The following is a 23,277-nucleotide window of genomic DNA, read 5'->3' as shown; positions in this document are numbered from 1 at the left end:
GCGGGGCGAGATCCTCGAGCTCAAGACCACCATCAACACGATGGTCGACCAGCTGTCCGCGTTCGCCGGCGAGGTCACCCGTGTGGCCCGCGAGGTCGGTACCGAGGGACGGTTGGGCGGACAGGCGGACGTCAAGGGCGTCTCCGGTACGTGGAAGGACCTCACCGAGTCCGTCAACGTCATGGCGGGCAACCTGACCGGTCAGGTGCGGTCGATCGCCGAGGTCACGACGGCGGTCGCCGGCGGCGACCTGTCGCAGAAGATCACCGTCGACGCCCGCGGCGAGATCCTCGAACTCAAGGACACCATCAACACGATGGTCGACCAGCTGTCGGCCTTCGCGGACGAGGTCACGCGCGTGGCGCGCGAGGTGGGCACCGAGGGCATCCTCGGCGGCCAGGCACGGGTGCGCGGTGTGTCGGGCACCTGGAAGGACCTGACCGACAACGTCAACTCGATGGGCAACAACCTCACCAGCCAGGTGCGCAACATCGCGCAGGTGGCGACCGCGGTCGCGTCCGGCGACCTGTCGCAGAAGATCACCGTGGACGCGCGCGGCGAGGTGCTCGAGCTCAAGAACACCCTCAACACCATGGTGGACACGCTGCGTTCGTTCGCGGACGAGGTCACGCGCGTGGCGCGCGAGGTGGGCACCGAGGGCATCCTCGGCGGCCAGGCGCACGTGCCGGGCGTCGCGGGCACGTGGAAGGACCTGACCGACAACGTCAACTCGATGGCCGACAACCTGACCGGTCAGGTGCGGTCGATCGCCGAGGTCACCACGTCGGTGGCGAAGGGCGACCTGTCGCAGAAGATCACGGTCGACGCGCGGGGCGAGATCCTCGAGCTCAAGACCACCATCAACACGATGGTCGACCAGCTGTCCGCGTTCGCCGGCGAGGTCACCCGTGTGGCCCGCGAGGTGGGCACCGACGGCATCCTCGGCGGCCAGGCCGAGGTCGAGGGCGTGTCCGGGACCTGGAAGCAACTGACGGAGAACGTCAACGAGCTGGCGGGCAACCTGACCCGGCAGGTCCGCGCGATCGCCGAGGTGGCCACCGCGGTGACCCGCGGCGACCTGACGCTGCAGATCGACGTCGACGCGCGCGGCGAGATCCTCGAACTCAGGGACAACATCAACCAGATGATCGCGAACCTGGGGGAGACCACCCAGGCGAACCGCGAACAGGACTGGCTCAAGACCAACCTGGCCCGTATCTCGGGCCTCATGCAGGGCCGCCGCGACCTGATGGCGGTCGCCGCGCTGATCATGAGCGAGCTGACGCCCGTCGTCTCCGCGCAGCACGGCGCGTTCTTCCTCGCCGAACTGACCCAGGAAGACCACGTCGAACTGCGCCTGATCGCCAGCTACGGCTACCAGAACGGCGGTGCCCCGACCCGGTTCCGGCTCGGCCAGTCGCTGGTCGGCCAGGCCGCGCTGGAGAAGCGCTCGATCCTGGTGGAGCAGGCGCCGCCCGGGTACATCAAGATCTCCTCGGGGCTCGGCGAGGCCTCCCCGGTCAATGTCGTCGTGCTGCCGGTGCTGTTCGAGGACCAGCTGCTCGGCGTCCTCGAACTGGCCTCCTTCAGCCCGTTCACCCAGGTGCACCGCAACTTCCTGGAGCAGCTCAACGAGCAGATCGGCGTCACGGTCAACACGATCATGGCGAACTCCCGGACCGAGATGCTGCTCGCCGAGTCCCAGCGGCTCACCGAGGAGCTCCAGGAGCGCTCCGAGGAACTCCAGCGGCAGCAGGGCGAGTTGCGCCACTCCAACGCCGAACTGGAGGACAAGGCGGAGCTGCTCGCCCGGCAGAACCGCGACATCGAGATCAAGAACAGCGAGATCGAGCAGGCCCGCCAGGCCCTTGAAGAGCGCGCCGAGCAGCTCGCGCTCAGCTCCCGCTACAAGTCCGAGTTCCTCGCCAACATGTCGCACGAGCTGCGCACACCGCTCAACAGCCTGCTGATCCTGGCGAAGCTGCTCGCCGACAACGTCGAGGGGAACCTGACCCGCAAGCAGGTCGAGTTCGCCGAGACCATCCACGCCGCGGGCTCCGACCTGCTGCAACTGATCAACGACATCCTCGACCTGTCGAAGGTGCAGGCCGGGAAGATGGACGTGCGCCCGGCGCGGATCGCGCTGGTCCAGCTCATGGACTACGTCGAGGCGACGATCCGGCCGCTGACCGCCGAGAAGGGCCTCGACTTCACGGTGCACGTGTCGCCCGAGGTCCCCGCGACGCTCTACACCGACGAGCAGCGGCTGCAGCAGGTCCTGCGCAACCTGCTGTCGAACGCGGTCAAGTTCACCGACAACGGCTCCGTCGAGGTGGTCATCCGGCTCACCGAGGACATCCCGGTGGGCGGCACCGACCTGGACGGCGCCGAGCACGCCATCGCCTTCTCGGTCGTGGACACCGGCATCGGCATCGCCGAGGACAAGCTCAAGGTGATCTTCGAGGCGTTCCAGCAGGCCGACGGGACCACCAGCCGCCGCTACGGCGGCACAGGGCTGGGCCTGTCGATCAGCCGCGAGATCGCGTGGCTGCTGGGCGGCGAGATCCACGCCGAGAGCGAGCCGGGCCGCGGCAGCACGTTCACGCTGTACGTGCCGCTCGACAACGTGCTGGCCGACGACGACCACACCTCGGTCGGCGCGGCGTTCGGCCGGCTCGTGCCCGAACTGCCCGCGCCCTCGGAGCGGGTGTCGCGCCCGCTCGACGGCGTGCGGCCGTCCCCGAACGGGGGCGTCGTCCTCGGCGGTGTGCTGCCGCCCGCGGCCGCTCCGGTCGAGGCGGCCGGCGCGGTGCCGGAGCCGGGCGAGCCGGGGCGGATGGTCGTCCACACTCCGCACGTGTCGCGGGCCCGGGTGCTCGCGGTCGAGGAGCCGCAGCAGGAAGGCGGGCCGATCGTCACCACGCTCGCCGGGCTCGCCGAGGCGGTCGACGTCGCCACCGCCGCGACCCCGGCGGAGGCGACCGCGGCCATCGAGCTGTTCTCGCCCGCGTGCGTCGTCGTCGACCTGCGGCTGGCCGACGACGGCGGCTGGCGGATCCTGGAGTCGCTCGCCGACCGCGGCGACCTGGCCGGGCTCCCGGTCGTCGTCCACGTGCCGGGCAGCCCCACCCGCTCGGAGGCCGCGAGGCTTCGCGCCTTCCGCCGCCGGATCGCCACGCTCCAGCGGGTCTCCAGCCCCGACGCGCTCGCCGCCGCGGTGGCCGACGCCGTGCGGCCGGTCCCCGCGGAGGCCCGGCCGAAGCCGGCCGTGCACCCGTTCGAGGGGTCTTTCCATGGCGAAAAGGTGCTGATCGTCGACGACGACGTGCGCAACGTGTTCGCGCTGACCAGCGTGCTCGAGCAGTACGGGCTGGTGGTCACGTACGCGGAGAACGGCCGCGAGGGCATCGAGAAGCTGGAGGCCGAGGACGACATCGCCATCGTCCTGATGGACATCATGATGCCGGAGATGGACGGCTACGCGACCACCGCGGCGATCCGCCGGATGCCGCAGTACGCCGGGCTGCCGATCATCGCGCTGACCGCGAAGGCCATGAAGGGCGACCAGGAGAAGAGCATCGCGTCCGGGGCGTCCGACTACGTGGCCAAGCCCGTGGACACCGCGCATCTCCTGGGTCTCATCCGTACCTGGCTGGAACACTGAGGAGGGGCGCGGGGCCGCGGCGGTGATCAGCCGCCCGGGATGTCCGGTTCGCCGGGGAACCGGTGGGAGAAGTAGGCCGATTCCCGGCGGAATCCCGTCTGTCGGGAACCGGGGGGATGTCGCGCGCGTTCGATCCGTGGGAGGGTTCAGCGAGACTGTTCCGGCACCGTGCGTTGGTTTTCGGTTACGCCCTGCGGTCGCTGCTTCCGGAACCGCCTGCCCTGGTCAGGTCCGGAGCACTAGCATGACCGGGACGACCACTGACCCCGACCAGTATGTGTACGAAGCGGCAGAACACTGAGCCAGAGACGAGCGGAGCCGACCGGGACGCGGGCCTGCCCGGGTCGCCGGATCGAAGAGGGTGGGCCATGACGGAGAAGGCCAAGATCCTCCTGGTCGATGACCGTCAGGAGAACCTGCTCGCACTTGAGGCGATCCTTTCCGCGCTCGACCAGACCCTGGTGCGCGCGCACTCGGGCGAGGAGGCGCTCAAGGCGCTGCTGACCGACGAGTTCGCGGTGATCCTTCTCGACGTGCAGATGCCCGGTATGGATGGGTTCGAGACAGCGGCGCACATCAAGCGCCGCGAGAAGACCCGGGACATCCCGATCATCTTCCTCACCGCGCTGAACCACGGCCCGCACCACACCTTCCGCGGCTACGCGGCGGGTGCCGTCGACTACATCTCCAAGCCGTTCGACCCGTGGGTGCTGCGTGCCAAGGTCGCGGTGTTCGTCGACCTGTACAAGAAGAACTGCCAGCTGCGCGAGCAGGCGGCGCTGCTGCGCGGCCGTCTGGAGGCGGCGCCGGGTGACAGCCGGCCCAACGACGTGCTCGCCGAGCTGTTCACCCGGCTCGCGGCGCTCGAGGAGAGTGCCGACGGCATGGCCAAGCAGCTTGAGCTGGCGGCCGACCCGGCGTTCGCGGCCTCGGCCAACCACGTGCTGAGCCGTATCGCCCGGCTGCGCGCCGCGCTGGACGCGCTGGTCCCGGCGCCTGCGGGGCACGGCGGAACGGCCCCGCCCGAGCCGCGTCCGACGATTCCGCCGCCGGCCCGGCGCACCCCCGACCCCGCCTAGCCCGTCCGGCCGGGTGCCGGGCGCGGGTTCGGCCGGCAAATCGGACCAAACGACGACACGATCACATGAGTGCCGCTGTGGCGCGTGAGACGTACGTGCTCGGAGGGTAACCTCGGCTTATGGCCACGCGTACGTCCGGCGGCGGCGCCCGGACCGGCGGCGCCGCGAAGAAGAAGGCTCCGGCCAAGAAGGCCGCTCCGCCCCCTCCGCCGCCCAAGCCGGGCGTGTTCGAGCGGATCGGCGACCTGGTCTTCCGGCTCGTGAGGGGCATCTGGCTGGGGCTCGCACACGGGCTCGGCGGGGTGCTGCGAAGCATCGGCCACGGCGCCCGCGGCCTCGATCCGGCGCACCGGCGCGACGGCGTCGGCCTGGCCCTCCTCGGTGTGGCGATCGTGGTCGCCGCCGGGGCGTGGGGCAATGCGCACGGCGCGGTGGGCAACGCGTCGACCGCTGTGGTCGCCGGCACGGTGGGCCGACTCGACGTGCTGGTGCCGTTCCTGGTGGCGGCGCTCGCGGTGCGGGTGATCCGCCACCCCGACCGCGGCGAGGCGACGGGCCGGGTCATCATCGGCTGCGTGGCGCTCGTGGCGGGCGTGCTGGGCCTGGTGCACATCGGCGCCGGCATGCCGCGCCCGTCGTCCGGAGCGACCGCGATGCGCGACGCGGGCGGCCTGATCGGCTTCGCGTTCTCGGTGCCGCTCGCCGACTCGCTCACGGTGTGGGCGGCCATACCGCTTCTGCTGCTGGTCATCGCGTTCGGCCTGCTGGTGGTGACGGCCACGCCGGTCGCCGCGGTGCCGGACCGGCTGCGCAGCTACCTGGGCTTCCCGGGCGGCGAGGAGTCCTACGAGGACTACGAGCCGTACGAGGACGACGAGGAGGAGGCGCCCCGCCCGCGGCGCCGCAAGCCGCTGCCCGACGACGACGCGGACCTGCCCGCGAAGGCCGCCGCGGGCGAGGAGAAGCCGCGCCCGAAGCCGCGCCGCCGCCAGGGGGCGTTCGCCGAGGGCCCGGACCCGATCGACGTCGCCGCCGCGGCTGCCGCCGCGTTGGACGGTGCCGCGCTCCCGGTGCCGGGCGCGCGGGGCCGCAAGGCGTCGGTGCCGGACATGACGCGGCAGCCCGCGCCGCCGCACTCGGCCGCGCCGCCGCGCAGCGAGCAGCTCAAGCTTTCCGGCGACATCACCTACCACCTGCCGGCCGCCGACATGCTCAAGCGCGGCGGCCCCGGCAAGGCGCGCAGCAAGGCCAACGACGACACGGTCGCCGCGTTGACGCAGGTGTTCGCGGAGTTCAACGTCGACGCGCGGGTGACGGGCTTCACCCGCGGCCCGACGGTGACCCGTTACGTCGTCGAGCTGGGCCCGGCGGTCAAGGTCGAGCGGATCACCGCGCTGGCGAAGAACATCGCCTATGCGGTGGCGAGCCCGGACGTGCGGATCATCAGTCCGATCCCGGGCAAGTCCGCGGTCGGCATCGAGATCCCGAACACCGACCGCGAGATGGTCAACCTCGGCGACGTGCTGCGCTCGGACGAGGCGGTCTCCGACCAGCATCCGATGCTCGTGGCGCTGGGCAAGGACGTCGAGGGCGGCTTCGTGGTCGCCAACCTGGCCAAGATGCCGCACGTGCTGGTCGCGGGCGCGACCGGCGCCGGCAAGTCGAGCTGCATCAACGGGCTGATCACCTCGGTCATGATGCGCGCGACGCCGGACGAGGTGCGCATGGTGCTGGTCGACCCCAAGCGCGTCGAGCTGACCGCGTACGAGGGCATCCCGCACCTGATCACGCCGATCATCACCAATCCGAAGCGGGCCGCCGAGGCGCTGCAGTGGGTCGTCCGCGAGATGGACATGCGGTACGACGACCTGGCCAACTTCGGCTACCGGCACGTCGACGACTTCAACGCCGCGCTGCGCTCGGGCAAGCTGACGACGCCGCCCGGCAGCGAGCGGGAACTGGCGCCGTACCCGTACCTGTTGGTGATCGTCGACGAGCTGGCCGACCTGATGATGGTGGCGCCGCGCGACGTTGAGGACTCGATCGTGCGGATCACCCAGTTGGCCCGGGCCGCCGGCATTCATCTCGTTTTGGCGACGCAGCGCCCTAGTGTCGACGTGGTGACCGGCCTGATCAAGGCCAACGTGCCGTCGAGGCTGGCGTTCGCGACCAGTTCGCTGGCGGACAGCCGGGTCATCCTCGACCAGCCGGGCGCCGAGAAGCTGATCGGCAAGGGCGACGGGCTGTTCCTGCCGATGGGGGCCAACAAACCGGTCCGTATGCAGGGCGCGTTCGTCACCGAGGACGAGATCGAGGCGGTCGTCCGCCATTGCAAGGAGCAGCTGCAGCCGGAGTACCGCGAGGACGTGGCGGCGGCCGGCGGGCAGAAGAAGCAGATCGACGAGGAGATCGGCGACGACCTCGACCTGCTGTGCCAGGCCGCGGAGTTGGTGGTCTCGACGCAGTTCGGTTCGACGTCCATGCTGCAGCGCAAGCTGCGCGTAGGGTTCGCGAAGGCAGGCCGCCTGATGGACCTGATGGAGTCGCGTGGGATCGTCGGTCCGAGCGAAGGTTCCAAGGCCCGCGACGTGTTGATCAAGCCGGATGAACTTGATCAGGTGTTGACGACGCTACGCGGGGAATGAGCAAAAGGCTTCACTTCTGATCGTTTGTGTTGCGGCTGCGCCACACGAGTGGCTTTCCGGGTACTCAGCCGTAAAACTCCCGTTCTGCCCGGCCCTAGACTGAATTCCGCCGCAGTGGTCGCACGCACGGAGGCGCGCACGTGTCCATCGGTCAGACTCTCGCCGACGCCCGCAACGAGGCGGGTCTCACCGTCGATCAGGTGAGTGAGGTCACCCGGATCAGGCCACCCCTGATCGAGGCCGTCGAACGGGACGACTTCTCCGGCTGTGGCGGGGACTTCTACGCGCGCGGCCACATCCGCTCGATCGCCCGCGCGGTCGGCCTCGACCCCGAGCCGCTGGTCGCCGAGTTCGACGGCGCGCACCGCAGCACGCCGGTGCCGAGCCCGACGGTGATCTTCGAACCCGAACGCGTGCGCCCGGAACGCCGGTTGGCGCCCAGCTGGACGGCGGCCATGGCCGTCGCGGTCGTCGTCGTGCTCGCGTTCGTCAGCTTCCAGCTCGTCAGCGGCTCCGACAGCGAGTCCACCGACACCGCCTCGCCCAAGGCCGCCGGCCCGGCGTCCACCTCGCCGCAGGCGGCGCCCGTGCCCGTCACCCAGGCCCCGCCGCCCTCCGAGGTCGTCGCGCAGGCGCCGGCGCAGGTGAAGGTGCGCGTCGACGCCGTCGACGGCAACAGCTGGGTGCGCGCGACCGACACCACCGGCAAGACCGTCTACTTCGAGGGCATCATCGACAAGGGCGGGAACAAGGAGTTCGCCGACCCGACCGAGCTCAAGCTGATCATCGGCAACGCCGACCAGGTCCGGCTGAACGTCAACGGCAAGGACATCGGCCCGGCCAGCACCAACCCCAAGGTCACGGTGGCCCGGCTGAGCTTCAAGCCCGGCGACCCGCGGCAGGGCTGACCAGCGCTCCGATCGACCACGGCGGGCGTGCGGCGGCCGCCCCCGGGCGCGCGGCGAGACCTTCCCGCGCGCCCCTGGAGAGCGCCCCACGCACCCCACCGATACCGTCCGTCCCACGACCCGGTGACGCGGAAGCCTTCCCGCGTCCGGTCCGGGTCCCGTCCTGACGTAGGCTTTCCGGCATGCCCGCCCCCCGCACCCCGTCCGAGCCCCGCCCCGCCGACGCCCTGACCGCGACCGCCCCCATGGGCGCGGGCCGCACGGTGGCGCTGGTCACGTTGGGCTGCGCCCGCAACGAGGTGGACTCCGAAGAACTCGCGGGGCGCCTGGAGGCCGACGGCTGGCGGCTGACCGAGGACGCCGAGGACGCCGAGGTCGTCCTCGTGAACACCTGCGGCTTCGTCGAGTCCGCCAAGAAGGACTCGATCGACACGGTCCTCGAGGCCGCCGACCTGAAGAAGGACGGCGGCGTCACCCAGGCCGTCGTCGCGGTCGGCTGCATGGCCGAGCGCTACGGCGACCAGCTCGCCGGCGCGCTGCCCGAGGCCGACGCCGTCCTCGGCTTCGACGACTACGAGGACATCGCGGGCCGGCTGCGCGCCATCCTTTCGGGCGAGAAGCACACCTCGCACGTCCCGCGCGACCGCCGCACGCTGCTGCCGCTGAGCCCCGTCGAGCGGCAGGCCGCCGCCGGCGCGGTGCCCGGCCACGGCGAGACCCCCGAAAGCTCGGTGCCGGAGGACCTGCCCGACGGCGTCGCCCCGGCGTCCGGCCCGCGCACGCTGCGCCGCCGGCTCGGCGACGGCCCGGTCGCGTCCGTCAAGCTCGCGTCCGGCTGCGACCGGCGCTGCTCGTTCTGCGCCATCCCGTCCTTCCGCGGCTCCTTCCTCTCCCGCCGCCCCACCGACCTGGTCGCCGAGGTCCGCTGGCTGGCCGGCGAGGGCGTCCGCGAGATCGTGCTGGTCAGCGAGAACTCCACGTCCTACGGCAAGGACCTGGGCGACCTGCGCCTGCTCGAGGCCCTGCTGCCCGAGCTCGCCGCGGTCCCCGGGATCGAGCGGGTCCGGGTCAACTACCTGCAGCCCGCCGAGATGCGCCCCGGCCTGATCGACGTGCTCACCGGCACCGACGGCGTCACGCCGTACTTCGACCTGTCCTTCCAGCACGCGAGCGAGCCGGTGCTGCGCCGCATGCGCCGCTTCGGCTCGCGCGAGGCGTTCCTCGGCCTTCTTGAGCAGGTGCGCGCGAAGGCCCCCGAGGCCGGCGCGCGGTCGAACTTCATCGTCGGCTTCCCCGGCGAGACCGAGGAGGACGTCGAGGAGCTCGTCGGCTTCCTCACCGGCGCCCGCCTCGACGCGATCGGCGTCTTCGGCTACTCCGACGAGGAGGGCACCGAAGCGGCCGGCTACGACGGCAAGCTGCCCGACGAGGTGGTCGCCGAGCGCCTGGAGCGCGTCACGCGCCTCGCCGAGGAGCTCACCGCCCAGCGCGCCGAGGAGCGCGTCGGCAGTGAAGTGCGCGTCCTGGTCGAGGAGATCATCGGGGTCGACGACGACGGCACGGTCACCGCCGAGGGCCGCGCCGCGCACCAGGCCCCCGAGATCGACGGCCTGACCGTGCTGCGCGGCCGCGATCTGGAGGTCGGCACCTTCGTGCGCGCCCTCGTCGTCGGCAGCGAGGGCGTCGACCTCGTCGCCGACGTGCTGGAGGACGCCGAGCCGGCCGCGCCCGACGCGCAGCCCACAGCCGCGGGATCCGCGCGGTGACCCAAGACCCGACCCCGACTTCGCCGGGCCGCCCGCGCCCCTCGGAGGCCGCCAGAGCCGCCGCCGCGCAGCGCGCCGAGGCCGTGCGCGCCGCGGCCGCTCTGCGCGCGGAGGCGGTCCGGGTCGCGGCGTCCCAGCGTGCCGAGGCGGTCCGCGCGGCGGCCGCGCACCCGGCCGAGGCGGTCCGTACGGCGGCCGCCAACCACCCGCCCAAGCCGGACCGGCTGGGCGACCCGACCACGTCCGTCAGCGTGTGGAACGCCGCCAACGCGCTGACCATGCTGCGCATCGCGATCGTCCCGCTGTTCGTGTACCTGCTGGTGCAGGACGGCGGCCACGACCCGGTCTGGCGCGCCTACGCGTGGGCCGCGTTCGCGGTGGCCTCCATCAGCGACCGCTTCGACGGCATGCTGGCCCGCCGGCACGGCCTGGTGACCGACTTCGGCAAGCTCGTCGACCCGATCGCCGACAAGGCGCTCATGGGCGCGGCGATGATCGGCCTGTCCGCGCTCGGCGACCTGCCCTGGTGGGTCACCGGCCTGGTGCTGTTCCGCGAGGTCGGCATCACGCTCATGCGGTTCTGGGTGATCAAGCGCGGTGTGATTCCCGCCAGCCGCGGGGGCAAGCTCAAGACGATGCTCCAGGGCACCGCGATCGGCATGTACGTGCTGGTCATCACGGGGCCGCTGGCCAGCTTCCGGTGGTGGGTCATGGCCGCCGCGGTGATCGCCACCGTGGTCACCGGCCTCGACTACGTCGTGAAGGCGATGCGCGGCGGTCCGAACGGCGGCGACGAGGACACGGACGGCGTCGACGGGACCGACACCGGTCCGGCCGACGGAACCGGCGCGGAGGCCGCCGACGGAGGGGTCCCGGCGGGCGCCGCCGACTCCGGCCGGGGCGGCGAGTAGGCAGCGAGGGCGGGGCGACCCGCGAGGACGCGAGCGGAGTGGGGGATCCAGCGGTGAAGGTCGAACTGGTCGCGGTGGGCGACGAGCTGCTCAACGGCGACGTCGTCAACACGAACGCGAGCCGGCTGGGCCGCGACCTGACCGACGCGGGCCTGCGCGTCACCGGGGTGTCCACGGTCGGCGACGGCCTCGACGAACTCGTCGACGTGCTGCGCGTCGCGGTCGAGCGGGCCGACGCGGTCATCGTCAGCGGCGGCCTCGGCCCCACCTCCGACGACCGCACGCGCGAGGCGATCGCCCGCGTGGCCGGCGTCGAGCTGCACCGCGACCCCGGCATCGAGCAGTGGCTGCGCGACCGCTACCGCGGCACCAACCGCACGCTGGCCGGGCTCGGCCTCCAGCAGGCCGACGTGCCCGAGGGCGGCCGCATCCTGCCCAACGCCAACGGCAGCGCGCCCGGCGTCACGATCGAGATCGACGGGACCGTCCTTTACGCGACGCCCGGCGTGCCGTCCGAGATGGCCGCCATGTTCGGCGACCAGGTGCTCCCCGACCTGCTGCGCCGCTCCGGGGCGCCCGCGCCGCGGGCCCAGCGCGTGCTGCGCACGGTCGGCGTCGGCGAGGGCGTCGTCGCGCAGTACCTCGAGCCGCTGGAGAAGGACCTCGCCGCGGCGGGCGCCGTCGAGGTCGCCTACCTGGCGGTGCCCGGCGAGACGCGCGTCAAGCTGACCTCGACCGGCCCCGGTGGCGACGAGGCGGTCGACGCGGCCGCGATGCGCGCCTACGAACTGCTCGGCGACTGCGTGTACGCGGAGGGATCCGAGCAGCTGGTCGCGGTCGTCGCGCGGCTGCTCGTCGAGCGCGGAGTGACGCTGGCCGCCGCCGAGTCGCTCACCGGCGGGCTGCTCGCGTCGACGCTGGTGACGGTGCCGGGGGTGTCCGCGGCGTTCCGCGGCTCGGTCACCGCGTACGCGACCGACGTGAAGTCCGGTGTGCTGGGCGTCGACCCGGAACTCCTCGCGGCCGAGGGCGCCGTGCACCCGCAGGTGGCACGCGCGATGGCGGAGGGTGTGCGCGGGCTCCTGTCGGGTACGTACGGGGTGGCCACGACCGGTGTGGCCGGCCCCGAGCCGCAGGACGGTCGGCCCGTGGGCGAGGTGCACATCGCGGTGGCGGGTCCGGAGGGCACTGTGGCGGTTTCCGTACATCTGCCGGGAGACCGTGACAGGATCCGAGCCCTGGCCGTGGTGCGGGCCCTGGAGCTGCTGCGCCGCGTGCTGCTCGGCCTTCCGCACGAGCGGACCCGGGAATTCCCGGGCTGAGAGGGGGGTTGTGCGACCGATGCGGAACGTACGGAACGAACAGGACAAGCCGTCGTCCGGGAGGGCTCGGCGTCACGCCCTCGGTGAACAGGACGACAGACCCGGTACGCAGTCGAGGTCTGCCGGGTACGGTGGGGCTGTGTCCGTTGCAGCCGCGGTCCTAGGAGGGAGCGACCGATGATTCTGCTCCGTCGCCTGCTGGGTGACGTGCTGCGTCGGCAACGCCAGCGCCAGGGCCGCACCCTGCGCGAGGTGTCGTCGGCGGCCCGGGTCTCGCTCGGGTACCTCTCGGAGGTCGAGCGCGGCCAGAAGGAAGCGTCGTCCGAGCTTCTCGCGGCGATCTGCGAGGCGTTGGACGTGCGCATGTCGATAGTGCTCCGGGAGGTCAGCGACGAGCTGGCGCTCGCCGAGCTGGCGCACAGCGAGGGCCTCACCGCGCGTCCGGTGCTGGAGCCCGTCGGCCCGTCCGCGGGCGAGCGGGTGCCGGGCCCGGGCAGTGCGTCCCCGGTCAAGGCCACCAGCCAGGTGGACGTCGTGGTGGCCGCGTAAGGCCGGTTCCACGGCGGCGCGGCCCGGGGGCCCGCACCGCGAGCGCTCTTCGAGGGCGGTACGGACCGAACGGTCCGGTACCGCCCTCGCGCTTTCCGCGCCGGTTTCCGCGTTGTGCGGCCTGCCGCGGGGATCTCGTTCGGGTGAACGTCGCTCTGTGGCCGCGCGCGGCGTGTCGTCACCGAGTGTCACCGGAATGTGGGCCGATCGGGTGACAGTGGCGGCCTGGCCTGGCCCGACCGGTTGTTCCCGGGTGACGCTGAAGGTCCCCCGTCAGGGGAACCGAGGAGGCCGACCATGAACAGGGTTGGGCAACACGGGCGACACCTTGGCGACACGGCACGGCGTTCCGGGCGCGGACCCGGGCGCGCGGCACGGGCTTCGCGCCGTACGGCGCACGGCCTGGTGCACAGCACGGTACGGGAGCGTGACGCGGCCACGTGGCTCCTCGCCGCGGTCCTCACGCTGGCCTGGTGGGCCGGGCTGGTGTGGGCCCTGCGCGCGGACACGGCCGGGGCGTCGGGCGCCGCGAGCGCGGCACTGCTGTGCGGCGGCTGGAGTCTGACGCTGCTGCCGGTGCACTGCGCGCGCAGGTGGCGGCGGGGCGGCGAGTAGCGGCCGTGGCGGCCGTGGCGGCCCGGCGCCGGTGCGGGCGCCGGGCTCGGCGGAGTGCCGCGGGCGGCGTCACCAGGGCATGTTGACGCCGCCGTTGGGGCGCAGGATCTGCCCGGTCATGAACTTGGCGGCGTCCGAGGCCAGGTAGGCGACCGCGTACGAGATGTCCGTCGGCTCGCCGACCGTGCGCAGCGGCGACAGCCGCTTCATGGGCGCGGCGACGGCGGCCTTGCGGTCCTCGTCCTCGGTGCCGTCCTCGGCGGTCCAGTGCCGGCCGGTCATGCCGGTGACGATCCAGCCGGGCGCGACGGCGTTGACGCGCACGCCGCTCGGGCCGACCTCGGTCGCGAGGGTCTTGGTGAGCTGGACGACGGCGACCTTCGCGGCGCTGTAGCACAGCAGGTTGGGGTTGCCGGCGTCGATCGCGCCGGACGCCATGTTGATGATGCTGCCGGAACCCTGCTCCACCATGACGCGGGCGGCGGCGCGGCAGCCGTAGAAGACGCCCTTGAAGTTGATGGACAGGACCCGGTCGAGGTCCTCGTCGCGCGTCTCGATCACGCTGCTGCTGTGCATGATCCCGGCGATGTTCGCCATGACGTCCAGGCGGCCGTGGTCCGCGACGGCGCCGGCGACCAGCGCGTCGACGGCGGCCGCGGAGGAGGTGTCGACGGCCGTGGCGGTCGCGACGCCGCCCGCGTCGGCGATGGCCTTGGCGGTGGCCTCGGCGCCGGCCTCGTTGATGTCGGCGCACACCACGGTCGCCCCGAGGTCGGCGAGCACCTCGGCACTGCTGCGTCCGATGCCGCTGGCGGCACCGGTGACGACGGCCACGCGTCCGGACAGATCGAGGGCTGTGCGCAGCACGGCTTCCCCTCCCACGAGTTCCGATCGGTTCTCACCGACTTGCCGGACCGGGCTACCGGGTCCAGACGGACCGTAGATTCGATCTGACGAACAGTCAATAAACCTCGGCTGTGGGGCGCGTCGCCCAGTGCGGGCGCTGTCGGTGCGGTGGTTGCTGCTGCCGGCACCAGTGGTGGGCGGTGCCGCCGTACGGGAAGACGCCGTACCGCGCGAGGCCGTCGCACACGTCGGCCGACAGCGCCGCCCCGGGTGCGGACGAGGGCCTGGGCGCGGGCGTCGCGGTGTGCTGCGGACCGGGGCGCCGCGGCGGCTGACGCGTCGGCTCGGCCTCGTCGTCGGACTCATCGGCACCGGTGGTCGGTACGGGCGTCGGCCACACCAGGTGCGGCGGCGACCCGGTGTCCGGCGGCGCGGGCGCCGGTGTCGCCGGCGTCGCGGCCGGGGCGGCCTGCACCCGCGGCGCGGCGGCCGTCACGGACGGCGCGGGCGAGAGCCCGCGCGGCGAGACGGTGACGCAGCCCGCGACCAGGGCGGCCGCCGACGGCAGAAGCAGGAACGGGACGACGTGCCGGGCCGCGAGCCGGTGCAGGGCCAATGCTCCTCCGAGGTGTCGCGCTGACGCCCTGTAGGACGACCGGCCGGGGGAGTGGTCACCGCAAGTCGCCCGGTCGAGTGCCCTCAGGCCGACGCCGCGTCCTCCGGCTGGCACTTCGGGCACCAGAACACCACGCGCGGCGGATCCCCCGCCTCGACGCGGCGGACCTGGGTGCCGCAGCGCAGGCACGGCCGCCCCGCGCGGCCGTACACCCAGTTCTGCCGCCCCGGGCGCGGGTCGCCGGTCGTCACGTGGCCCGGCCGGTCGCGGTTCGCGTCCAGGGCGCGCCGGGCGAGGTCGGCCATCGCGTGCAGGTCGCCCGCCCGTTCGACCGGGGCGAACGGGGAGACGCCGCGCAGGAAGCACAGTTCGGCCCGGTACACGTTGCCGATCCCGGCGAGGTTGCGCTGGTCGAGCAGCGCTTCGCCGATCGGGCGCGCGGGCTGCCTCGCGAGCCGGCGGGCGGCCTCGTCGACGTCCCAGTCCGGGCCGAGCGGGTCGGGGCCCAGGTGGCCGACGACGCGGGACTCCTCGCCGGTCGGCAGCAGGTCGACCACGGGCAGCCGCATGCCGACCGCCGCGTACGCGTCGTTCCACAGCACCACCCGCACCGCGTCCCGCCCGCTGTGCGGCACCCGGGCGTGCGCGGGTTGGATCCGCCACGCGCCGTCCATCCGCAGGTGGGTGTGCAGCGTCAGGTTGCCGGTCATCCGAAGGAGCAGGTGCTTGCCGCGCGACAGCGACTCGAGGACCTCGCGGCCGCGCAGGTCGACCGTCGCGTAGCGGGGCACGCGGAAGTCCGTGCGCGTCAGCGCCCGTCCGGCCAGCGCACCGCGCAGACGGGCCGCGGTCTGGTACACCGTGTCGCCTTCGGGCATGCGCCGATTCTCCGCCCCGCCACGCGTTCGGACAAAAACCGGCGGGCAATCGGACGGAAAACGCCACAACCGGTGTCGCGCCCGCGCGGCCAGGAACACGTGCGCGACACCGGTTGTGATGCCTCTACCGTGGCGCGTGCAGGGTCGCCACGGGCGAGGCGCCTCCCGGGCGGGGAGGCGGGACGCCTTCGCGTCCATGCACTGAATGGTGGGCGACGTACGTGACCGGGGTGTTTCGTACGTCGGGCAGCCGCGTAACGAATCAGTCTCAGCCGCGCAGGCGCAGTCCCCGCGGCGTCGCGTGGAACCCGGCCGCCTCCAGCGCCCGCCCGAGCGACGACGTCAAGATGCCTTCGCCGTCCGCCCGTTCGACGGTCAGCTTGCCCAGCGCGCCCTCGCGTACCGCGAGCGCCAGCGCGTCCACCGCGGGCTGCAGCCGCACCGGGTCCTCGGTCCAGGTCAGCAGCGACCGGCCGCCGCGCTCGACGTACAGCACCAGGGCGCCGTCGACCAGCACGACGAGCGCGCCCGCCTTGCGGCCCGCCCGGTGCCCGCCCGCGGCCTCGCCCGGCCGGTCCGGCCACGGCAGCGCGGCCCCGTACGGGTTCGCCGGGTCCGCCGCCGCGATCAACAGCGCCCGCGGCCCCTGATCGGCCCGAGCTCCCGCGCCGCGCGGCGCGAAACCGCCCCGGCCGACCGCGTACGGGCCGCCGGGCCCCGCCGCCCCCAGCAGGTCCTCGGGCGCGCCGGGCGATCCGAACCCGCCCTCGCCCGCCTCGGCACGCCGCTCGGCGGCCTGCTGCAACGCGCGCAGCCGGTCGACCGCGCCGTCCGCCGCGAACTGCGCGGCGCCCAGCCCCTCGACGAAGTAGCCGCGGCGCACCCGCCCGGTCTCCTCGAACGCCGACAGCACCCGGTACGCCGCCGAGAACCCGCCCGGGCTCCCCTCCGCGACCACCGCCCCGCGCGTGACCACGCCGTGCCGGTCCAGCAGGGTCTCCGCGAGCGCGTGCGCGCGCCGCGTTGGATCCGTCTCCCGGTCCGGCACCAGCGACCAGCGGCCCGCCACGATCGGCGGCGCCGAGCGCACCGCGCCGAGCGGCGTTCCGCCGCGCGACAGGCCCGCGTAACGGCCGCGCGGCGTCGACCGGCGGGCGCGGTGCGCGGTCGAGCCGGCGGTGCGGCCCGACCCCATCAGCGCGCGCAGCGGAGCGAGCGTGTCGCCCGTGACGTGCCCCGCCCACGCCAGGTCCCACAGCGCGGTCACGATCTCGCCGTCCGCCGGCACCGGAGTGTCCGGCGGCAGCAACCCCGGTACCCGGTCCGCGATCTGACGGAAGAACAGGCCGTAGCCGCCGGCCAGCGCGGCCAGCACCGCGGCGTGCACCGGCCCGAGGTCGGACGGCGCGGGCGGCGGCATCAGCAGCGGCGCCGCGTCCGCGAGGTACAGCGACATCCATCCGTCGTTGCCGGGCAGCGCGCCGTGCCCGGCCCACACGACCTCGCCGGTCGCGCACAACTCGTCGAGCAGCGCGGGCGAGTAGCCCGACACCCGCGCGGGCAGCACGAGCTTCTCCAGCGCCGACGCCGGCACCGCCGACCCCTGCAACTGCTCGACCGCGCGCACCAGACCGTCGACGCCCCGCAGGCCGCCCGCGCCCGCGCCGACGCCCTGCCACACCGGCAGGAACCGGGCCAGCGCCAGCGGCGGCACCGGCTCGACCTCCTGCCGCAGCGCGGCCAGCGAGCGCCGGCGCAGCATGCGCAGCACCTCGGCGTCGCACCACTCGGTGCCCGCGCCGCCCGGCCGGAACTCGCCCGACACGACGCGGCCGCTCGCCGCGAGCCGCTGGTAGGCGCCGTTCACCACGGCCGCGCCGAGCCCGAACCGGGCCGCCGCGTCGGCCGCGTGGAACGGGCCGCGGGTCCGTGCGTGGCGGGCGAGCAGGTCGCCCAGCGGGTCCTTGACCGGCTCGGTGAACGCTTCCGGCACGCCGACCGGGAGCGGTGTGCCCAGCGCGTCCCGCAGCCGCCCGGCGTCCTCGATCGCCGCCCACCGCTCGACGCCCGCGATCCGCACCCGGATCGCCCGCCTCGCGTCCTCCAACGCGACCAGCCACCGCGCGGTGTCCGGTGCGTCGCCGAGGCTGCGCGCGACGACCTCGTCGGTGCCCAGCGGGCCGAGCAGCCGAAGGAGGTCCGCGACGCCCTCGGCGTCCCTGGCCCGCCGGTCGTCGGTCAGCCGCTGGAGCTCGGCCTCGGTGCGCTCGACGACGTCGGCGTCGAGCAGCTCGCGCAGCTCGGCCTGGCCGAGCAGTTCGGCGAGCAGCCGCGAGTCCAGCGCCAGCGCGGCGGCCCGGCGCTCGGCCAGCGGCGAGTCGCCCTCGTACATGAACTGCGCGATGTAGCCGAACAGCAGCGACCGCGCGAACGGCGACGGCTCGGGCGTCGTGACCTCGACGATGCGGACCTTGCGCGCGGCGATGTCGGCCATGAGACCGGCCAGCCCCGGCACGTCGAAGACGTCCTGCAGGCACTCGCGCATCGTCTCCAGGACGATCGGGAACGAGCCGTACTCGCTTGCCACCGACAGCAGTTGCGCCGCCCGCTGGCGCTGCTGCCACAGCGGTGTGCGGCGGCCCGGGGCGCGGCGCGGCAGCAGCAGGGCGCGCGCCGCGCACTCGCGGAACCGTGACGCGAACAGCGCCGAGCCGCCCACCTCGGCGGTCACCAGCGGCTCGACCTCGGCCGACTCGAACACCGCGAAGTCGGGCGGCAGGCTGAACTCCGCGTCCGGCTCGCCGTTGCCCTCCATGCCGAAGGGGTCGCCGGTGTCGGGCAGCCGCAGCACGATGCCGTCGTCGCCGTGCATCGTCTGGACGTCCAACCCCGTGCGCTCGCGCAGCCGCGCCGCGACCGCCAGCGCCCACGGCGCGTGCACCTGCGCGCCGAACGGCGAGTGCACCACCACGCGCCAGTCGCCCAGCTCGTCGCGGAACCGCTCGACCACGATCGTCCGGTCGTCGGGGATGTGCCCGCACGCCTCGCGCTGCTCGTTCAGGTAGCCGAGCAGGTTGTCGACCGCCCACGCGTCCAGTCCGGCCGCGGCGACCCGCTCGCGCGCGGCCTCCGGCGCCATCGCCCCGACCTCGCGCAGGAACGCGCCCAGCGCGCGCCCCAGTTCGATCGGGCGGCCGAGCGCGTCGCCGTGCCAGAACGGCAGCTTGCCGGGCACCCCGGGCGCGGGGGAGACCAGCACCTTGTCGTGCGTGATGTCTTCGATACGCCACGAGGAGGTGCCGAGCGTGAACACGTCGCCCACGCGCGACTCGTAGACCATCTCCTCGTCGAGCTCTCCCACCCGTCGCCCACCGGAGCCCTTCTTCTCCGACGCCGCGTCGCCGGACGCGAGGAAGACGCCGAACAGGCCGCGGTCGGGGATCGTGCCGCCGCTGGTCACCGCGAGGCGCTGCGCGCCGGGACGCGCGCTGAGCGTGCCTGCGACGCGGTCCCACACCAGCCGCGGCCGCAGTTCGGCGAACGCGTCGCTCGGGTAGCGCCCGGCGAGCATGTCCAGCACCGCCTCGTACGCGGACACCGGCAGGCCCGCGAAGGGCGCCGCGCGCCGCACCACCGCGAGCAGCTCCTCGACGTCCCAGTCCTCGACCGCGACCATCGACACGACCTGCTGCGCCAGCACGTCCAGCGGATTGCGCGGCGGCCGCACCGCCTCGATCGCGCCCGTGCGCATCCGCTCGGTCACCACCGCCGTCTGCACCAGGTCGCCGCGGAACTTCGGGAACACCACGCCGCGCGAGACCGCGCCGACCTGGTGTCCCGCGCGGCCCACGCGCTGCAGCCCGGACGCCACCGACGGCGGCGACTCCACCTGCACCACCAGGTCGACCGCGCCCATGTCGATGCCCAGCTCCAGGCTCGACGTCGCCACCACCGCGGGCAGCCGCCCGGCCTTCAGGTCCTCCTCGACCAGCGCCCGCTGCTCCTTGGACACCGAGCCGTGGTGCGCCCGCGCCAGCACCGCCGGGGCGCCCTTGGCGCTGCCGGCCTGCGCCATCAGCTCGGCGGGCGGCCCCGACTCGGCCAGGGCCTCGCCCGTGGCCCGCTCGTGCGCGATCTCGTTGAGCCGACCGCACAGCCGCTCGGCCAGCCGCCGCGAGTTCGCGAACACGATCGTCGAGCGGTGCGCCTCGACCAGGTCGACGATCCGCTCCTCGACGTGCGGCCACACCGACGCCCGCTGCACCTGGCCCAGCTCGTCGTACTCGGCGGGCCGGTTGGCCAGCTCGCCCATGTCCTCGACCGGCACCACGACCGAGAGGTCGAAGGTCTTGGCGGCGGGCGGCTGGACGACCGTGACGTCGCGCGTTCCGCACAGGAAGCGCGCCACCTCGTCCACCGGCCGGACGGTCGCGGACAGCCCCACGCGCCGCGCGGGCTTGTCGAGCAGCAGGTCGAGCCGCTCCAGGGACAGCGCCAGGTGCGCGCCGCGCTTGGTGCCCGCGACCGCGTGCACCTCGTCCACGATGACCGTGTCCACACCGCGCAGCGCGTCGCGGGCCTGCGAGGTGAGGATCAGGAACAGCGACTCGGGCGTGGTGATCAGGATGTCCGGCGGCTTCGTCGCGAAGCGGCGTCGGTCGGCCGCCGGGGTGTCCCCGGAACGCACCCCGACCTCGACCTGCGGCTCCGGCAGCCCCAGCCGCACCGCGGCCTGCCGGATACCGGCGAGCGGGCCGCGCAGGTTGCGCTCGACGTCGACCGCGAGGGCCTTCAGCGGCGAGACGTACAACACACGGCAGCGCCGCCGCGCGTCCACCGGCGGCGGCTCGGAGGCCAGCCGGTCGAGCGCGGACAGGAACGCCGCGAGCGTCTTGCCGGAGCCGGTGGGCGCCACGACCAGCGCGTCGCGGCCCTCCGCGAGCGCGGTCCACGCCCCGGCCTGCGCGGCGGTGGGTGTGTGGAAGGCCCCGGTGAACCACTCGCGGGTCGCGGGCGAGAAGCCGGCCAGGGAAGCGGACGGGTCGGCGGCGCCGTCATGGGTCTGCATAGCGCTTCCATGGTGCCAAGCCGCGCCGACAAACCGCCGGAGACCGCGCGCGACCTGGGATAATCGGGGGATGCGACTGACCGACTTCTGGGAGCGGATGCGCGCCCACTTCGGAGAGACCTACGCCGACTCCTTCGCCAACGACCACGTGATGGCGGAGCTGGGCGGGCGCACCGTGGTGCAGGCGCTCGACGCCGGCTTCGAGACCAAGGACGTGTGGCGCGCGGTGTGCCGCGCGATGGACGTCCCGGCCTCGCAGCGCTGACGCGCGGGTCCCGGGCAGGCCCGGGACGTGTCAGGGACGTGCCGGGGCGGGCCCCGGACGGGTCGCCGGCAGCCTGAAGGCGGTCAGAAACCCGGCATAGACCGGCATAGGGTGCATGCCGTGACAGCCAGCCGCACGACGCCCCACGACCCCACCGCCGAACCGCCCGCGCCGGACGGCGGCACCGCCGCGCCCGGCGGCCCGGACGGCCCGGTCGGGCCGGAGGCGCGCGTCGCCGCGGGCGCGTACGACCGCGACCGCATGCCGCGCTGGCTGCCGCGCGCGATCCTCATGGTCTTCGCGGCCCTGGTCGGCTTCATATTGCTGCGCTGGGCGTTCGGCCACCTGCGCGGCTTCCTGACCGACCTGCTGATCGCGTTCTTCCTGTCGCTGGCCATCGAGCCCGCCGTGGACCGGCTCGCCCGCCGCGGCATGCGGCGCGGGCTGGCGACCGGCCTGGTCTTCGTGGTCGTGCTGCTCGCCATGGCCGCGGTGCTCGCCGCGATCGGCTCGCTCATGGTCGACCAGGTCGCCACCCTCGCCCGCGACCTGCCCGACCACATCCAGTCGCTGCTCGACTGGATCAACGGCCGCTTCCACACCGACCTGACCATCGAGAAGATCCAGGGCGGCCTGTTCAAGGACTCCGACACCGTGCAGGGCTACGCCGAGACGGTCGCGGACAACGCGCTCGGCTTCGGCGCGGCGGTCGTCGGCGGCCTGTTCGAGCTGTTCACCATCGGGCTGTTCACGTTCTACTTCGCCGCCGAGGGTCCGCGGGTGCGGCGCGCGTTGTGCTCGCTGCTGCCGCCGGGCAAGCAGGCCGAGGTGCTGCGGGCCTGGGACATCGCCATCGACAAGACCGGCGGCTACCTGTACTCACGCGCGCTGATGGCGCTGGTCTCCGCCGTCGCGCACTACGTCCTCTTCCTGGTGCTCGGCCTGGACTACGCGATCGCGCTCGCCCTGTGGGTCGGCCTGGTCAGCCAGTTCATCCCGACCGTCGGCACCTACCTCGCGGCCGCGCTGCCCGCCCTCGTCGCGCTCACCAAGGACCCCGTCGACGCGTTGTGGGTGATCGCCTTCGCGACGGCGTACCAGCAGTTCGAGAACTACCTCCTGCACCCGCGCATCACGTCGAGGACCGTCGACATCCACCCGGCCGTCGCGTTCGGCTCGGTCATCGCGGGCGCGGCGCTGCTCGGCCCGACCGGCGCGCTCGTGGCGATCCCCGCCACCGCGACCGGGCAGGCGTTCTTCAGCACGTACGTGCGGCGCTACGAGGTCACCGAGCACCGGCTGGCACCGCCCGCGCCGTCGCCGGACGGGGGCGGGCAGAGGAAGCGCCGCTACTTCCAGAACTGGAACAGGTGATAGCCGAGGGAGGCCCACGCAGGCGACACGTTGAACGCCTCGCAGACCGAGTCCACCCGGTCGAAGAACCAGTTGTTGATCTCCGGCGTGAACAGCAGGCCGAAGAGCAGCAGCGGCGCGAACGGCGCGTACGGCGCGATCGCGCGGCGGAAGTCGTAGGACAGCCACGGCTCGATGATCCCGAAGCCGTCCAGGCCGGGCACCGGCAGCAGGTTGAGGATCGAGGCGATGATCTGCAGCTGCGTGAAGAACACGAACGCCGCGTGGAACGCCGCCGACGCGTTGTCCAGCGCACCGGAGTTGATGACGGTGATGCAGACGGCCGCGAGCGCCACGTTCGTCAGCGGGCCGGCCGCGGACACCAGGCTGTTCTGCACCCGCCCGCGGATGCGCCCGCGTTCGATGTAGACCGCGCCGCCGCTGAGCGGGATGCCGCCCATCAGCACGAAGACCGCCGGGATGATGAACGTGAACAGCGGGTCGCTGTACTTGATGGGGTCGAGCGTCAGATAGCCCTTGCCTATCACCGACGTGTCGCCGGCCCGCAGCGCGGTGAAGGCGTGCGAGAACTCGTGCAGGCACAGCGAGATCAGCCAGCCGGTCATCACGAACAGGAAGACCGCCATGCGCTGTTCGCCGTCGCCGCGCCAGGCCGTGACGCCGGAGATGACGAACACCAGCACCAGGGCGAGGAACAGTGGCGCCGGCCGCACGTGGCGCAGCTGGGAGCCGGGCCGGGTCCAGGCGTCGGTCACGATGACGGCTCCCCGC

Annotated in this window: 16 protein-coding genes; 11 read left to right on the top strand and 5 right to left on the bottom strand. The window is 73.3% G+C overall.

The window, feature by feature from the left end; translation table 11 throughout:
- The 9 genes from QI554_RS40345 to QI554_RS40305 all read left to right on the top strand — a co-directional run.
- The coding region (locus tag QI554_RS40345; RefSeq protein ID WP_281477776.1) for a hybrid sensor histidine kinase/response regulator at positions 1 to 3,664 on the top strand (3,664 nt) is incomplete at its 5' end.
- 368 nt (positions 3,665 to 4,032) lie between these two features.
- Entirely contained in the window at positions 4,033 to 4,743 is a 711-nt protein-coding gene (locus QI554_RS40340) for a response regulator (protein WP_281477774.1), read from the top strand.
- A gap of 119 nt (positions 4,744 to 4,862) precedes the next feature.
- Complete coding sequence (locus tag QI554_RS40335) at positions 4,863 to 7,388, top strand: FtsK/SpoIIIE family DNA translocase (protein WP_281477772.1); 2,526 nt, start codon at positions 4,863 to 4,865, stop codon at positions 7,386 to 7,388.
- Between the two features lie 140 nt (positions 7,389 to 7,528).
- On the top strand, positions 7,529 to 8,296 hold the full coding sequence (locus QI554_RS40330; protein WP_281477771.1) for a helix-turn-helix domain-containing protein: 768 nt from the start codon (positions 7,529 to 7,531) through the stop codon (positions 8,294 to 8,296).
- 245 nt (positions 8,297 to 8,541) lie between these two features.
- Positions 8,542 to 10,062 (top strand): 30S ribosomal protein S12 methylthiotransferase RimO, encoded by a 1,521-nt coding sequence (rimO, locus tag QI554_RS40325; RefSeq protein ID WP_281477782.1) that lies wholly within the window; start codon positions 8,542 to 8,544, stop codon positions 10,060 to 10,062.
- 224 nt (positions 10,063 to 10,286) lie between these two features.
- A complete protein-coding gene (gene pgsA / locus QI554_RS40320) occupies positions 10,287 to 10,973 on the top strand; it encodes a CDP-diacylglycerol--glycerol-3-phosphate 3-phosphatidyltransferase (protein ID WP_281477780.1) in 687 nt (228 codons plus the stop codon).
- Between the two features lie 38 nt (positions 10,974 to 11,011).
- The gene (locus QI554_RS40315) at positions 11,012 to 12,295 is read left to right on the top strand and encodes a CinA family nicotinamide mononucleotide deamidase-related protein (protein WP_343230860.1); all 1,284 of its coding nucleotides are present in this window, start codon (positions 11,012 to 11,014) and stop codon (positions 12,293 to 12,295) included.
- A gap of 177 nt (positions 12,296 to 12,472) precedes the next feature.
- A complete protein-coding gene (locus QI554_RS43655; protein ID WP_281477767.1) occupies positions 12,473 to 12,844 on the top strand; it encodes a helix-turn-helix domain-containing protein in 372 nt (123 codons plus the stop codon).
- Positions 12,845 to 13,249: 405 nt separating this feature from the next.
- Positions 13,250 to 13,459: a hypothetical protein gene (locus QI554_RS40305; RefSeq protein WP_281477766.1), complete on the top strand. Its 210-nt coding sequence runs from the start codon at positions 13,250 to 13,252 to the stop codon at positions 13,457 to 13,459.
- Positions 13,460 to 13,528: 69 nt separating this feature from the next.
- Here the strand turns inward: QI554_RS40305 and QI554_RS40300 are convergent, their stop codons facing one another.
- The 4 genes from QI554_RS40300 to QI554_RS40285 form a co-directional block, all read right to left on the bottom strand.
- Positions 13,529 to 14,326, bottom strand: a complete 798-nt coding sequence (locus QI554_RS40300) for an SDR family NAD(P)-dependent oxidoreductase (RefSeq protein WP_281477765.1) — start codon at positions 14,324 to 14,326, stop codon at positions 13,529 to 13,531.
- Between the two features lie 94 nt (positions 14,327 to 14,420).
- Positions 14,421 to 14,921, bottom strand: coding sequence for a hypothetical protein (locus QI554_RS40295; protein ID WP_281477763.1), 501 nt, complete (start codon positions 14,919 to 14,921; stop codon positions 14,421 to 14,423).
- A gap of 83 nt (positions 14,922 to 15,004) precedes the next feature.
- Positions 15,005 to 15,799, bottom strand: coding sequence for an Fpg/Nei family DNA glycosylase (locus QI554_RS40290; protein WP_281477761.1), 795 nt, complete (start codon positions 15,797 to 15,799; stop codon positions 15,005 to 15,007).
- 268 nt (positions 15,800 to 16,067) lie between these two features.
- Positions 16,068 to 20,867, bottom strand: coding sequence for an ATP-dependent helicase (locus tag QI554_RS40285; RefSeq protein ID WP_281477760.1), 4,800 nt, complete (start codon positions 20,865 to 20,867; stop codon positions 16,068 to 16,070).
- Between the two features lie 70 nt (positions 20,868 to 20,937).
- On the opposite strand from QI554_RS40285, the gene QI554_RS40280 reads away from it, so the two are divergent.
- Together QI554_RS40280 and QI554_RS40275 are read left to right on the top strand one after the other, a co-directional pair.
- Positions 20,938 to 21,132 carry a DUF3046 domain-containing protein gene (locus tag QI554_RS40280; RefSeq protein ID WP_281477758.1) on the top strand — a complete coding sequence of 65 codons (195 nt, stop codon included), beginning with the start codon at positions 20,938 to 20,940 and terminating at the stop codon, positions 21,130 to 21,132.
- A 120-nt stretch (positions 21,133 to 21,252) separates the two neighbouring features.
- Positions 21,253 to 22,506 carry an AI-2E family transporter gene (locus tag QI554_RS40275; protein ID WP_425528134.1) on the top strand — a complete coding sequence of 418 codons (1,254 nt, stop codon included), beginning with the start codon at positions 21,253 to 21,255 and terminating at the stop codon, positions 22,504 to 22,506.
- On the opposite strand, the gene QI554_RS40270 is transcribed toward QI554_RS40275, so the two are convergent.
- A complete protein-coding gene (locus QI554_RS40270; protein ID WP_281477756.1) occupies positions 22,482 to 23,261 on the bottom strand; it encodes a site-2 protease family protein in 780 nt (259 codons plus the stop codon). The genes QI554_RS40275 and QI554_RS40270 overlap by 25 nt on opposite strands.
- Positions 23,262 to 23,277 lie beyond the last annotated feature (16 nt).

Origin of the sequence: Yinghuangia seranimata (assembly GCF_029953285.1) — a bacterium.
Taxonomy (GTDB): Bacteria; Actinomycetota; Actinomycetes; order Streptomycetales; family Streptomycetaceae; genus Yinghuangia; species Yinghuangia seranimata.
The sequence above is the reverse complement of the archived record's forward strand: the minus strand, read 5'-3'. Positions and strand labels throughout refer to the sequence as shown.